We start from the raw sequence: 14,685 nt of genomic DNA, 5'->3' as shown, positions 1-14,685 counted from the left end.
GATCGGAATGATTTAACCGCAGAGAACGCAGAGAACACAGAGGAAGAGAAGAGAGAGATGAATAGTTCGGATGCTAACTCTGAGGAACTAATTACCAGAACCAGCGCCGTTTGGCTGACCAAGTTAACTCGCACACTGTCCCCCTCGGTACATTTGGGTAGCGCCGAAATGTTCCCCCTAATTGTTTGGCTAAATTGTTTGCCAATTGCGTTCCTAATCCTGAAGGTTGGAGTTTAGAGTTTAGATATTGAGTTGTCTCCCTGTCCCAGTTCGTTTCACCGGAACTCAGCGCTTCTGCGTCAGACGGGTTCCCCTTGCCATTATCCGCCACCCGAATCACCTGCCGATCGCCTTCTTGAGAGCAAATTACGGTCAAGCGAGTGGCTTCGATCGCGTGTTTCCCCACATTGCATAGCGCTTCTTCCAGAAAGCGGCAGAGTCCTCGCTTGTGTTCCAACCGCAGATGCGAGGTGTTCAAGGCATCGAACTGCACAATTTTGAATTTGAGCGTTTTGAGGTAAGGCAGTTCTTGTTCTAGCGTGTTGCAATAGACCTTGTAGAGCAATTCATGCAGCGGGGCCTGCAGGGCCAATTCGATCGCGCTTCCCATGCGAAGATGCGGTTCATCCGCGATCGCATCTCGCTGCACCGATCCGTAAACTGCCCGTAATTCTTCATTCAGGCGTTGCAACTCGGGTAAAAATGGCGGCGGTGTGGCTTCTCCCTGAGCAGTTCTCAAAATTCCCACCAATGTTTGTAACGGGCCGCTGTGAATCGCGTTAAAGGTCTGTTCGATCGCAAATTGACGTTCCTCTAACCGCAGTCGGAGTTCCTGTTCGTGGCGATAAAATAACGCTGCCATCAAGCCAGCCCCATTCAACACCAGCACCAACAACACAGGTACGATCGGCACCCACCACCCCAACAGAATTAACCCGTAACATATCCCGATCGGGCTGATACTGGCGATTAAGAGCCCCAACAAAATTTTCCAGGGCGATCGCAGAAATCGCCCCAAACTCATCCCCAAGAGTCCCCAGACCCCAATCCAGAGCATTTCCCAGCCATCCGCCCAAACCCGAAGCAACGATCGCCCATCGAGCACCGCGCTCAGGATCTGGCTGGTGGCGTGGGCCTGCATTTCGACTCCGTAAATCCGTCCGGGATTGATGCCTGCGATCGCACCTGAACTTACCAGATCCTTCGCGCTAAAAGACATCATCCCAATCAGCACAATTTTGCCTCGAATCCAATCCGGGTTGACCTGTCCCGATTTGATTTGCGAGAGAGAAAGCACGCGAAACGGGATTGTCCCGCTGCGAACATTCAGCAAAATCTGGTTGCCGCCTGCATCCGCCCCCACATATCCGCCAGAATTTGGCCGAACTCTGGTCAACTCGGTACTGCCAAACCGCAAGGCCTCCGAGTCGTGGATGCCATTTTCTAGCTCAATGCCCTTTGTCGCGAGATAGCGTTCCGCCAGTCGCAGGGGGAACGAAAAACGGTATTCCTGCTGGGGGTTGTGAGCGTCCAATAAACTGCGGCGCTGATAGCCGTCGGCATCCAGAACGGTATCTGCAAAGCCAATTTGTTCTGGTGGTAGCGCGGGCCCAGGTGCGACGGTAAAGCCACTGCGATCGGGCAGGGCAATCTCCACTCCGATCGTATTCTTGCTGCTGCGAAACACCGATGTCAGTTCCGCATGACCTGGCTCAACCGGAATATCGCGGACAATATCCAGTCCGATCGCAGTCGGTTGATAGGCCTGCAACCGTTTAAGCAAATCGGCAATTTCGCGATCGGGAATCGGATAAGTTCTGGCGCGTTGAATATCTCCCTCGGTGATACTTACGATTACAATCCTTTCATCCATTGGCTCAGGGGGACGCAGCCGCAGAAATCGATCGAGCGTCACCAACTCCCAAAACTGAAGCGCACCCGTCAATCGAGCGATCGTCACAGCGACAATCACCATCACCCCTGGAAGCCCTTCTCGTCCCCAAGTCGTGACACCCGCTTTCACTGCTTGCCATCGATCGCGCTTCACTAATCAATCAATCCTTCTTCCCTAGCTCGCACTTCCGTTTGAATCCGCAGATTCTTATCATCTTCAGGATACACCTCTAGCACATCTCGAATCTTAGTCCAGTAATACTGCACAGTGCGTTCAGAAACATTCATCCGTTTGGCGATCGCAGTATCCTGCAAGCTCTCTTGAAAAGCAAATTGCAACACCTGCATCCAGGCGGGTTTGAGTTGCAGCCCGTTGCGGATCTCTCTGGGTGTATAAATCCGCTCGTGCAGCGCCCAATCAACCATTGCCAGCAAGTCTTTCATCGGCTGGCTCTTATCGACAACTGTGAAGCCGCCCATGTGATTGTCGATCGACGGTTTCAGCCAAACTAAAGTCCGAACATGGGCACTCTGCACCACAATATTCAGGCTCGGATACTGCTCCATCAACGTTTTGAGGAGTTGAAGCCCTGAATTTGCTTGAGCCGTTTCGCCGATCGTCTCTGGCATCACCAGATCCACAATCACCAAATCCGGGGTCGTCTGCGCTATTTGCTCAAGGGCTGCCTGAGCCGTCGGAGCCGTCAGAATGTCTGCCTCTGGATATTCTTGCTTCAGAATGTTAAGCGTGCCACCTAACACCATCGCATGGTCATCCACAACTAAAAAAGTTCGTTTCTCCGGTTGAGGTAAAGTCTGGGGCATAGTTGATTTGTTGCCACACAACATCGTCAGTTTAGGTAATCCGTCAACCCATTTTAGATTTGGGATTTACGATTTTCGATTTGTGACCTAGTTGAAACTAGGGGCTTTAAACCGCTGAAATTCTCATTCAAAATCCCAAATCCCCAATCTAAAATCGTCTCCGTCATCTTCTTACAATAGAGGAATTACCTGGCTCCCGTCCTGCATCTGTCCGCCAACTGCGGTTGTGGATATCCGCAACGAGAATTGCGCTAAAGCGCAGTTCTCTTATAATCTAGGTGTCCAAGCAAGAAGAAAGATGATTTTATGGCAGCAGAAGGTTCGTATCAAGCCAGCACGTACAATCTGGAACTTGACGCAGAAATTCAGCGGTTAAAAGCTCAAGTTCTCCTCAGTTGGGAAAAGGAAGCGCGCACTTTAAAGTGGTTCGGTTTAGCCGACGGGATGAATGTTTTGGAAGCGGGTAGCGGGCCGGGATTTTTCACCGAAAAACTGTTAGAATTGCTGCCAAACAGTTCGGTAACAGCGGTAGAAATTGACCCGGTACTGCACGAAAAAGCAGTAGCATATTTGCAGGACAAAGGCGGCGATCGAGTAGAGCGCATCCAAGCATCGGTTGCGGATACTGGTTTGGCGGCTAACACTTTCGATTTTGCGATCGCCCGTTTGCTGTTCGTTCACCTCCCAGAGCCCGTCGCAGCAGCTAGAGAAATATTCCGCATCTTGAAACCGGGCGGAAAACTGGTGATTATTGATAGCGACGCGGATCTGTTTTGGCTGACAAATCCACCTTGGTCAGTCGAGATTGTCAGGGAGAAATTCAAGCAGGTAATGGCATCGCGGGGCGGCAATTTATGCGTCGGGCGAAATCTGTGCCGCATTCTCAAAGAAGCTGGGTTTGTTAGCGTTGATTTAGAAGCGGTTGTCAGCCACAGCGATATCATCGGAATTGAAGCGTTTCAACCTTTGCTTGACTCCGGGCCCATTTTGCAAATGGTCAAACAGGGGTTGATTTCAGAGTCGGAAATAGAAAGCTATCTGGTTTCGCGGGATAAGTTTGTAGCTGCAGGCGATCGATCGATGATGAGTTTTTGGTTGATGGCTTGCGGGGAAAAAAGCAATAAAATTAAGACAGATATTTCACACAATATTGATATCCCGTCGCAGCACAACCTCTAGCACTCGCTACATTCCCAGCCAACAAAGCAAACTTATTTAACAGCCAACCAGGAAAAACTTCAGAATAAATTATCCCCTCAGCATTAGGTTAAAACTGCACCTATAGCTCTAGAATCGTATCAGATCAAATCCGGTAGCATCGTCGGGCGTCAAATCTAGTCAACAGTCAAAAATCACGAATCCTGCCACCGGATTCGATCTAATTCATCTGCGTTAATCTGTGTTAATCTGCCCTCATCTGCGGTTAAAAAAAGAGAAATTTTTAACCGCAGATGACAATGGATTGACGCAGATTCACGCAGATTAAGAGAAGAGAGAGAGCAATAATTTAGTAACTTTACACCTACAAGTCTAACCAATCGTTGGAGCCGAGCGCGCAAAGGTTGTTTGTGAGAGCCAATGGTTGTCGGTCACATTTTACCTTAACCAATCAAGTCCTTAGCGAAGCCCTCGTAGACGATCGCACTTTTTACCAACTCCTCAGCATTCAACCCACTTGCCGAACCCCATTAAGAAACTCTGTCCTTGCATCAATCCTTGAAGGCATTAAAACGCAGCGTACCAACAATGCTAAATCCAATTCCGGCAGCAACTCACTGCTTGAAATTTGCTCATAATTATCCTCGCGTAGCCCATAAACAGAAAGCCGATTATTTTCCCAAAACCAGACTTCAGGAATGCGAAGTCGCAGATATTTAGCTAGTTTATTTGTGCTACCGCTAGTCATCGTTACTTCCACGGCTAAATCGGGATGCTCTTTTCTTGAACCTATATAATAAGACTCGTCAGGTTCAAATGATACATCTCTTGCCCGGTCTCTGCGAGTCGCACTCCCTACAGGAATATATTCAATTCCCATTTCACAAAAGTAGAGTTGTAGCAAAAAATTAAGAATACAACTGATTGTCTCATGTGCTTCACCCAGTGTCATAAACTCGATCCACCCATCAAGATAAGTTATCCGCAAACCCGGCGAGTCGGCCATCAAAGATTCGAGAGCCTCAAATTGCTCCCAAGTATAATAAGCGGGGAGAATCAATCGCTGTTCTGCAAGCGTACCTATTTCTTCTAAAATTTTTGCTGTCATAGGTATCACCATCCTATTTTAAATATTACTAGCCCCTACCCAGCACAAACCAGGCAGGGGCATTCACTCACATTCTAACTTAATGAACTAGCTCGATCGCCCTTTTAGTCAACGCCTCAGCAGTCAACCCATTAAACGCCATCAACTGACCAGCACTAGCAGTAGTTTCCCCCCGCTTCCAAGCGAAAGTATCCCGCTGGCAATTGCTGCGGAGCATCACAGGTTCCAACATCCCAGAAGCACCGCCTGTCACGCCAATCAAGGCATCTCCGCCAAACAATTCGGCAAATTTCTCATCGCTCAAAAAGCCGCCGTCAGCTTCCGAACAAGTATCCCAAGCAACATCGCTAGCACGATACAAACGCCGGGGATTCACAACAGAAACAATCCGCACTCCAATCCCTTCTGTTTCCAAAAATGCCGCCGCTTCAAACACTGGCATTAACGTCATGTCGCCGACAACTGCAAACACCACTTTCTTGCTCCCCCCTTGATTGTGGGCAGCTTGCGGGGAATCGACTTCGTGCAGAACTATTGCACCGTCTTGCAAACCTTGGCGAGTCTGTTCAAAAGTAGTGCGAATTGGCAGCGGCGACTTGCTTGCAGTAATCACAACTCCCTTATTTTTAGCAGTCAAAGCCCACTCGTAACAAGCTTGAATGCTGTTAGCATCCGGTGGAAACAAAGGAAATACATTTCCGTTCCGCATCATCGCCGCAAAATAAGCCTCAATTTCCGGCCGCTGGTGCGTCCAACCGTTGCGGCCTTGTTCCAATGCACCCGCTGTAAATAAGGTGACAGTTGCCGGAGTTGGACGGCGCAATTCTGCCATTGCTTGGGTTACAGTTTGCCAAATTGGTAAACCGTTGATGGCAAAAGATTCGTAGGAACACCACAAACTCCGCGCTCCGAATAGCGATAAACCTACGGCTAAACCTGCGCAAGCATCTTCGCTCAAAGGTTCGTAAACTTGACCGTTTGGCGATTGATTGTACAGGTCATCTGTCGTCGGGTGAATAATTTTGAGAGCTTGGTTGATATTGGCAATTGCCGATGCTTCGTTGCCGTCAGCATTAGTGACAAGAAAAGTACGATCGCGCTCGCCAACTTTCCCTACCAAAACCCCCATTGCTGTTGTCGAAATCTTCGGTTCTCCCCCAACTGCAAATTCTTCTAAAGGCAATTCGCCTAAATCTGCCAGCGGCAATGTAAACTCAGTAACAACTGTTTTCGCCGCCGGCCCGCCGCCCGCACGCTCGCAATTTGTCCGCACCAACTCCCAAGCAGCAGCAGTCAAAGCGCGCTCTTTTAAAGCACTGATAATGTGCGGAGCATCCAGCGTATCTTTCGGATAAAGGTTGTGAGATTTTGCTCCGCGCGCGTGGACGCCGGCACCTTTCAACTGTTTGATAATAAACACAGTTAATTTGCCGCCGAGAGCAGATTTTGCCGCTTTGTCAACTCCTTGTAAAACAGCTTTGGTAAATGCCATGCGCTGTTCGAGCGAAAAAGCAGTGCTGTCAACATAATCTTCCGGTTGATTTTTATCGTCAAATTTCTTAGCATCAACTAAGATAACTTCTTCAAAACCGTTGCCTTGCCAATAAGCAATCATTTCAGCATTAGTTTTAGTCGAAACCATGCTGTGATGTTCCTGAGAATATCCGTTCCAAACCAACACAGGCAAAAAGTTAGTAACGCTGGGATAAGCAGTGTGGAAATGCGCCATGCTGCTCATCGGATAGGGTTCGCCCATGCCGCCGTCGCCCATTGTGAAAGCAAACAGTTTTTCGCGGTGCAAAAGCGCTCCAGCCATTGCGAAATGCTGCCCTTGTCCGAGGGGACCGGCCGGTGCTAAAAGGCCGGGAATGAAACCGGAAAGATGTCCTAACAAACCGTCTTTTTCTCGGAATTTATCGCGCACTTGCTGCACGTTAACAATTCCCATATCCTCCAAAGATCGATCGAGAAACATGGCGCTGTAAAATCCCGGCGCGTGATGGCCGACTTCGGTGACAATGTTCTTGTGTCCGAGCATCACCAAAGCGGCATAAGCCTCAGCTTGGCTAGCAAAACCCCCCGGATGTCCCGATGCCTTGCTGGCGGTAACTTGCAGCGTCAGGTAGCGCAGGGCATCTGCTCCCAGCATCGTTTGAAAAACGGCGACGGGATCGGCAGGATCGGCGATCGACTTGCTCCCCTCGGCGATCGCAGGTGCTTTCCCGTAAGTCTCAAAACCCGGCACACTCTCGGAGAAATACTGGATTCCTTCGCAAAAACTCGGAATTGCTGACGTTGCCTTCGGCGTAGTTGCAGTCATGCTTTATACCTGAAAAATTTAGATTGGATTAATGTAACAGTAATTTTATAGCTTCCTTGTTGCAAAAAATCATCATTTCTAATATATCGAATGATAAATAAATAAAATATCTCAAAATTTAAGCTGAGAGCGCCCCACTTTTCCAGAAACAAATCAGGGCGATCGAGCCGGAAAAAAAATCATTGCTGAGTACCAATTAGGGTTCGCTAATCTCTAACCCCAGCCGTTCTCCGACATTAATATAAATCGCAGTGCTGCTTTCAAAAAGAGAAGGTCTAGCCTTTTGATTCCCCAGCCAAACAAAAAAACTGCTGAGTGCAGGAGCAGGATCTTGATCGCGACGGAGCGTGTAGATCAAACCTTCGCAGGGCCCGTTAACGCGGTTGCTCGTGCAAATCACTTTCTGGTTATTTACCACACCGACAGTGACATAATTTAGCTGTCGGTTGCGGTTGTAATTTTCCAGGCGCTGACTCACTTGTTGGCAGCGAGTCAGAGGATCGTAGCCAGAACTAGAAAAGAAATTAGAATTCCAGCGAATCCAAGGCTCTCTGAACCCTTGGGGATTTTGATACACAGTCACCGGCTCGCCCGTGGAGGTATCGCACACAAAGCCTCCCTGACCGAGGTTCGGTTGGCTTTGGCTAGAGGCGCGGCTGATAGAAATATTGCTGAGAATATCAAACCCGCTAGGCTTGGTTTGTGATAGCAACGCCGTAAAAGCATCGATCGGGATTGCTGAATTCAACCCGGTTTTAATCTCCTCCATCTGACCGTTCCACTGGCTCTTCACTGTGCCGACAGTATCTCCCTGGCCGTGAATTCCCACAACTCTGCCATCAGCATCAAATACAGGCCCCCCGCTCATACCGCGCCTGGTCACAGCTTGATAGCGCAGTCCGTACCCCGATGATGTGCGATCGAGGCGAGAAGAGACTATACCACCAGTAAACTCGAGTTTTCTTTCCGATCCAAACGCGATGGGCAGCGGATAGCCAGCAACGTAAATACTAGAACCGACAACAGCACGTTCCGACTCGCCCATTGGGGCTACGGGATACTGTTCTCGGCTCTGAAACTGTACCAATGCCAAGTCTATATCCCTGTCATTTTTCGGGAGGCGCTGTATTCTGATTGCTCTATAATTTTTTTCTAAATGAGTGCGAATGCTGTATTCTTGGGCGAGGCTTGCCACTACGTGATTCGTCGTCAGAACAGTGTAAATATTCCCCTGTTTAGCAATAATTACTCCAGAGCCACTAGCAGAAAAACCCAGCGTATTGTTGACTTCCACCGTTGTTAATATCGCTAGCTGGGCAATTTCTTGGGCTGTTTTGGCACAAGCAGCATATTGTTGGCCGACAACTGCAGCCACCGTTACTGCACCGGTCAAGATTATTGTCAGCGCGTCAAACCGCAAACCCGACGAATACATCGCTAACTCCCTAGATGAGACGAGACGAATTGCAAATATATGCTGATAGGAATTCCCCAAGTGGATTTAACCATCTTCTCTAACAATTCTGCTGTGGGTTCAGTTGCATCTTCAAAAGCTTGACACTCCCCGGCGTAAACGCACGAGGATTCTTTAATCTACGAGCCAATTTGCTGAGGCAGGATTTCTCCAGCCAAAGTAGAGATTGAGTCTCCTAAAGCGTTGCTTGCGTCAAGCGCAAAAGTTCCGGTATGCCCTACCGTACCCAATCCTCTCAGGAGAGGATATTTCTAGCGGCGTTTTCATCTCTATCCATTACACACCCACATTTGCAGACGTGCGTTCTAGTAGATAGCGTTTTCTTTACAATTACACCGCAGCTAGAGCATTCTTGGCTGGTATATTGCGGGTTTACCGCAACGGTGATCTTTTTAAATACTTTTGCGAAGTATTCAAGCCCTACACGGAATTGATACCAAGATGCGTCATTAATGGACTTAGCTAAACAATGATTCTTTACCATGTTTTTAATCCTCAAATCAACGCACAGCGACTACATCGTTTGATGAGATTACGCACCGTGCTAATTTCACAGCATGGTCTTTACGCTGCCTACTTATTTTGAGATGGCGTTTACCCAGAATCTGCCGAGCTTTATTCCTGTTCTTTGAACCTTTTACCTTCCTGGATACACGACGCCCTGAACGCTTGAGAATTTTTTCACCTTTGATCGGGAATCTAGGGTTTTCAACCGTAGTTCCGTTTGAATCGGTGTAATACTCTTTCAGTCCCACGTCTAATCCGATAGTGTTGCCAGAGGGTTCTGTGTTTTCTTTTCTATCGACATCCACACAAAATTGGACGTACACGCCATCGGCACTTTTTACCAATCTCACCCGTTTTATTTGGCTGATTTGATAAAAATGTAGATCGCGTGTACCCTTTAGTTTTAACCGCCCAATCCCTTTCTTGTCAGTAAAATTGATTGATTTGAGATCGTCGGCAAGCTTCCATCCAGTTGTTTTGTACTCAACAGAGCGGCAATCTTTCTGAAATTGTGGATACCCTTTCTTGCCAGGAATACTCTTCTTGCAGTTATCGTAGAATCGGGAGATAGAAGACCATGCTCGTTCTGCACTCGCTTGTCTTGCCATTGAGTTGAGCTCTTCAGCAAAGGGGAAATTACGAGCCAGTACAGCACAGTATTTATTCAAATCGTTTTTACCCACCTTTTTGTTGTCCATCCAATACCTTATACAGCTATTGCGGACAATTTTTGCGGTACGAATTGCTTCGTCTACTGCGTTGAACTGATTTGATTTTCCGTAGGCCTTGAACTCGAAAACTAGCATGGTTTTACCTCCCACCTTATACTACACACTCCAGCATAGAATGTTCGGCGAGTTATCAAAGCTTTACAATTAAAGCCGGCCACTGAAGAAGGGGTTTTTAACCCAATTTCCTGATAACCTTGAGGCAAAGATTTGCGCAGCAGCAGTTCTACGAACCCCCGCGCTACAGCCCACACCTGTGCACCTGCAGGGAATCGGGCCGATCGCAGCGGCTCTCCCACCGCTGCCGGCTCGGGGCTAATCGGTGCTACTTTATACTCGATCGCGCACAGAAACTGAACGATCGCCAGATCGGTACCGTCCAGCCGCCTCGGAACTCCCAGCCGTCGGTGGAGGAGGCCGTCGCCGGTGACAATTGTCCGATCGCCCCGGACGATCGCCACAACGTGCCAATTAGTCAGCACCGTATAGGTTTGCCCCTGCCGCCGGACGATCGTCCCGGAACCCGAAGATTTCGCCGTCTCCATGCGTACCGTTGTTTGACGCGCCAAGTTTTCCACATCAACCCCCGGAAGTGGCGATGGGATTGAAAATTTACCAATCTTTAAGGCAGTCCCGACAGCGGGAAAAAAGGGGGCAGTTGCGCCTCATCGGCAGTGTTTTCCTCTAGCTTTCCCCTGACATCAATGTAAGGAATTTTACTGCTTTCATCAAAAGACGGCATCCCGACATATCCTTGGCGCCAAGCCAACAAATTATACAAAGAGCCGATCGGGTCTTGACCGGGTCTGAGGGTATAAATCAAATTTTGACACCGCCCATTGACTTGATTCGCCGTGCAAATGACATTTTGACCGTTCATCTGACCTGCTGTAATATACTTGAGTACCCGTTGGCGGCGATAGGTTTCGAGGCGTTGACTTACTAATTGACACCGAGTTGCCGGATCGTAGCCAGAACCGGAGAAATAATGGGAAGTCCACTCAATCCAAGGCTCTACGGCACCTTGAGAATTTAGGTACACCGTCACCGGCGCACCGGTCGAGGTGCTGCACCTAAATCCACTTTCCCCCGGTAATCGCTGAGCGTAACTCGGTTGAAAAGCAACCGTCAGCCCGCTGAGGGCGCAAGCTGTTGCCGCCAAAACTTTTGTCCATAATTGCTGTTTCATGATGTTCTGACTCTTTTTGATGGGATTTGACACAAAAATTCCCAAATCCTGCGATAACACCCTTGAAGCGCCAGTTCATTAAACAGTCCTGGACGCAAGTGTCACAATTAGTAAGGTGCTCTACAATCCAAAACCATTGATAATCCGTTCATAATCAAAGTAGTAGAGCACCCTACAAGTCGATTCGAGTGTGCCAGTTGGCCTTAGTCCTATTACAGATCCGCTGACTTCGGAATTATTTGGTTCGCGACTTGCCCAGAAACCGGGTTTTTTACGAAAACACTTCGTTGCAGCCGTTAGCCCTGGTTAAAAAATCCGGTTTCTTTGGTCTTGATGCGTAAGTCCTGATATTGTTCGGGACTTGCACATTCGCTATAACTGCGCTTTCGGCCCCGTTACAGGGAATGCGCTGCGAAGGCGAGCTTAAAATGCGCGGGCAAGTCTGAATTCTGTCCTGATTACTACTAATCAAACTCAGGCTTTCGCCAACTGGAAAGAGGCTTTTCACCTCAGACCTTGGGATGAATCGAGTTGCAACCGTACATCACACAACTGACAAGGTATTTGATATCACTTGCGAACTCGGTCGAGAGCTGGATCTGCTGACATACGGCACCGCAGGGTGGGATACTTGAAGGGTAATACCCCTCTTACGTTATCTAACACTAAAATAAAAGTATTAACAAGAACTCTTCACTTGTTTTCTTCTCCGTACTGCCAGAAATACTTCTAAGTGAGTGTAATCAGGGATTAAGTGCTTTCTACCTACCAAAATTTCCCCTCCATACACTGAGCTTTAGTAGAGTATTAAAAAGTATGAACCGTATCTGCAAACAGTTGGGGTATTTAGCAACTGGATTAATTCTGCTCGGCGCTAGCAGTTGTTCTAGCTCAGATGCAGCTAACTCAGCAGAAAACCCGAGCAAAACCCCAGCAAGAACCCGTCAGTTCCCACACCTACAGCTAACGGGAAATCAAATTGACGATCGATCGACTCAAGCACCCCAGCCCTCTCACTCTGTTGCCTCAGTTTTAGGTAGTTCCGCAGGATCGGAAAAGGCTGTCACCGTTACAGTTTATAAGGTAGACAATCTGTGTCAAAATCTGAAGCCGGAAACAGTTACAGGCCCAGACAACCAGTTAATGTCATTGGCCGTTAATGAAGTGTTAAAGCAGCAGATTTTCGATAGTCTTGGTTTGGTTGGTTATCGCCTCAGGATCGATCGCAACCTCGGAATAGCTACCGTGGATCTGCGAGCTTCCGGAAATTTCCGGCAGAAATTGCAAAATCTGTCGAGTTGTCAGATGTTAGGTTTGTTCGGGGGCGTGCGCCAAACTTTAACCAGTTATGCTCCTTGGAAAATCAAAACTGTGCGTTTTACAGAGCTGGGAGAGGACATTTTGAACACGGTTAAAGAATAAGCTATTAAAATTATTGGAGATGGGACTGACGCACTTCTCCCCTTAAAAAAAAGGGTTGGGAGGGATTGAATAAACCTTCAAACCCTTTGAGATTTGTTGATGCTGCTAAGTCCTGCGACCAAAACCCCGGTAATTCCTATGACACTACCTAACGGTCCCAAAGCTCCACCCTTTGTGCAGCTAATTCAATGGATCGGCGATCCCCTGACATACATGGATAAATGTGCCAAGCAATACGGCGACATTTTCACAGCTAAAGTGACCAACGGGGAACCATTTGTGATGATCGACCACCCCCAAGCTATCCAGGAGATGCTCAACAGCAACGCATTTCACGCTCCAGGCAGCCTGAATAGTATTCTCAAACCGCTCGTGGGAGAACAATCCATGTTTCTCCTCTCAGGAGAAAGGCACAAACGTGAGCGCCAATTATTGATGCCACCTTTTCACGGGGAACGGATGCGGAATTACGGCCAACTAATTTGCGATATCGCTCAAGATGTTGCCAGCAAGTGGTCGGTCGATCGACCTTTTGTGGCCCGCAGCGCCATGCAGGAAGTCACCATGCGGGTAATCCTGCAAGCTGTCTTCGGGCTCGATGACGGGCCGCGGTTACAAGCACTCAGACCACTACTTGCCTCATTCGTGGATATGACTGGTTCTCCGTTGCGATCGAGCATACTGTTTCTGAAGTCGATGCAGCAAGATTGGGGCTCTTGGAGTCCTTGGGGACGCATGAAACAGCGGCAGGGGAAAGTTAACGATCTGATCTATGCCGAAATTGAAGAACGCAGACTGCAACCTGATGCCAACCGCACCGACATTCTCAGCTTAATGATGGCCGCCCGCGACGAAAACGGGCAACCGATGACGAAGGTCGAATTGCGCGACGAGTTGATGACGCTGCTGGTTGCAGGCCACGAAACCACAGCAACGGCCCTAGCTTGGGCATTTTACTGGATTCACAGTTTGCCCTCGGTGCGCCAGAAGTTGCTGCAAGAATTAGACAGTTTGGGGGAAAATCCCGACCCGATGGAGATTTTCCGCTTGCCTTATCTGAGTGCTGTTTGTCAGGAGACGCTGCGAATTTACCCGGTGGGAATGCTGACGTTTGCGCGAGAAGTTCTCACGCCCGTGGAACTGATGGGACATCAACTCGAACCGGGCACGGTTGTCGTCGGCTCGATTTATTTGACCCACAGACGGGAGGATTTGTATCCAGAACCCCTGCAATTTAAACCGGAACGGTTTTTGGAGAGGCAATTCTCGCCTTATGAGTATTTGCCCTTTGGAGGTGGCAGCCGCCGCTGTATCGGCTTGGCGCTGGCGCAGTTGGAGATGAAACTGGTGCTGGCAACCATTTTGCGGGATTTCGACCTCGTATTGACCGAGAAAAAGCCCGTACAGGCCAAACGCCGAGGGGTGACTTTAGGGCCAGCAGGCGGCGTGCGGATGGCCCTGCTGGGGCGGCGGACGCCGCAGCACAAGCGTGAACCTGTTGCTACTGGGGTTTAAAGTCGCAGCAGTTGCAGCGGGCGATCGAACTTTCAGCTTTGAGTGCCAACAATTTAGGGAGAATGTGCGATCGTCCGCCAATGCCACCCTTTTTTGTAGCACCCGCTACAGATAAATAGCTATAATCCTTAACCTGTAGCGATCGCACCCTCTGAATTTTCAAATTTTTAGTTTAAAATACTAGGAGCTTTGCAAACACAGCCTAAAAGCAAAAGTGGGTGATTGCAATAGTCCTCTTGATATGTCCAAAGCCTGCCTGCCATACTTTAAAAACATATGCATACCCTGTTATTCAGCAAGGTCGGAAGCGCGTTGGCATTGCCTGCAATCTTCCGGCTTCTTTATTTTTTGGGCTACTTCAGGCCTTCGGCACAATCTGAATTTTCAACTATTCAGTCTCAAATACTAGGAGCTATGCAAACACAGTCTCAAAGCAAAAGCGGGTGATTGCAATAGTCCTCTTGATATCTCCAAAGCCTGCCTGCCATACTTTAAAAACATATGCATACCCTGTTATTCAGCAAGGTCGGAAGCGCGTTGGCATTG

Annotated in this window: 11 protein-coding genes and 1 pseudogene; 3 read left to right on the top strand and 9 right to left on the bottom strand. The window is 48.6% G+C overall.

The features are described from left to right. Window positions 1–91 precede the first annotated feature (91 nt). Together QUB61_RS03770 and QUB61_RS03765 are read right to left on the bottom strand one after the other, a co-directional pair. Window positions 92–2,047 (bottom strand): CHASE2 domain-containing protein, encoded by a 1,956-nt coding sequence (locus QUB61_RS03770; RefSeq protein WP_333123822.1) that lies wholly within the window; start codon window positions 2,045–2,047, stop codon window positions 92–94. Then, window positions 2,047–2,718: a response regulator transcription factor gene (locus QUB61_RS03765; RefSeq protein ID WP_333123820.1), complete on the bottom strand. Its 672-nt coding sequence runs from the start codon at window positions 2,716–2,718 to the stop codon at window positions 2,047–2,049. The genes QUB61_RS03770 and QUB61_RS03765 overlap by 1 nt, the downstream gene beginning before the upstream one ends. Before the next feature lie 306 nt (window positions 2,719–3,024). Here QUB61_RS03765 and QUB61_RS03760 point away from each other — a divergent pair, with 306 nt between their 5' ends. Beyond that, window positions 3,025–3,897, top strand: a complete 873-nt coding sequence (locus tag QUB61_RS03760) for a class I SAM-dependent methyltransferase (protein WP_333123818.1) — start codon at window positions 3,025–3,027, stop codon at window positions 3,895–3,897. 487 nt (window positions 3,898–4,384) lie between these two features. Here the strand turns inward: QUB61_RS03760 and QUB61_RS03755 are convergent, their stop codons facing one another. From QUB61_RS03755 to QUB61_RS03730, 6 genes and pseudogenes are all read right to left on the bottom strand, one after another. Continuing rightward, window positions 4,385–4,984 carry a Uma2 family endonuclease gene (locus QUB61_RS03755; RefSeq protein ID WP_333123816.1) on the bottom strand — a complete coding sequence of 200 codons (600 nt, stop codon included), beginning with the start codon at window positions 4,982–4,984 and terminating at the stop codon, window positions 4,385–4,387. Between the two features lie 79 nt (window positions 4,985–5,063). Beyond that, window positions 5,064–7,304 carry a phosphoketolase gene (locus QUB61_RS03750; RefSeq protein WP_333123813.1) on the bottom strand — a complete coding sequence of 747 codons (2,241 nt, stop codon included), beginning with the start codon at window positions 7,302–7,304 and terminating at the stop codon, window positions 5,064–5,066. Between the two features lie 196 nt (window positions 7,305–7,500). Next, complete coding sequence (locus QUB61_RS03745) at window positions 7,501–8,739, bottom strand: COP23 domain-containing protein (RefSeq protein ID WP_333123811.1); 1,239 nt, start codon at window positions 8,737–8,739, stop codon at window positions 7,501–7,503. Between the two features lie 158 nt (window positions 8,740–8,897). Beyond that, a pseudogene (locus tag QUB61_RS03740) lies at window positions 8,898–10,091 on the bottom strand (RNA-guided endonuclease InsQ/TnpB family protein). Continuing rightward, a complete protein-coding gene (locus tag QUB61_RS03735) occupies window positions 10,085–10,591 on the bottom strand; it encodes a serine protease (protein WP_333123808.1) in 507 nt (168 codons plus the stop codon). The pseudogene QUB61_RS03740 and the gene QUB61_RS03735 overlap by 7 nt, the downstream one beginning before the upstream one ends. 44 nt (window positions 10,592–10,635) lie before the next feature. Continuing rightward, a complete protein-coding gene (locus QUB61_RS03730; protein ID WP_333123805.1) occupies window positions 10,636–11,202 on the bottom strand; it encodes a COP23 domain-containing protein in 567 nt (188 codons plus the stop codon). A gap of 816 nt (window positions 11,203–12,018) precedes the next feature. Here QUB61_RS03730 and QUB61_RS03725 point away from each other — a divergent pair. Beyond that, entirely contained in the window at window positions 12,019–12,624 is a 606-nt protein-coding gene (locus QUB61_RS03725) for a hypothetical protein (protein ID WP_333123803.1), read from the top strand. 138 nt (window positions 12,625–12,762) lie between these two features. After that, window positions 12,763–14,139, top strand: a complete 1,377-nt coding sequence (locus QUB61_RS03720) for a cytochrome P450 (RefSeq protein ID WP_333123931.1) — start codon at window positions 12,763–12,765, stop codon at window positions 14,137–14,139. On the opposite strand, the gene QUB61_RS03715 is transcribed toward QUB61_RS03720, so the two are convergent. Next, window positions 14,126–14,302, bottom strand: a complete 177-nt coding sequence (locus QUB61_RS03715; RefSeq protein WP_333123800.1) for a hypothetical protein — start codon at window positions 14,300–14,302, stop codon at window positions 14,126–14,128. The two genes, QUB61_RS03720 and QUB61_RS03715, sit on opposite strands and share 14 nt — an antisense overlap. Window positions 14,303–14,685 lie beyond the last annotated feature (383 nt).

The organism is Microcoleus sp. C2D2 (assembly GCF_036702495.1).
Lineage (GTDB): Bacteria > Cyanobacteriota > Cyanobacteriia > Cyanobacteriales > Microcoleaceae > Microcoleus.
Note: the sequence above shows the minus strand (reverse complement) of the source record. Positions and strands in the feature narration are given on the sequence as shown.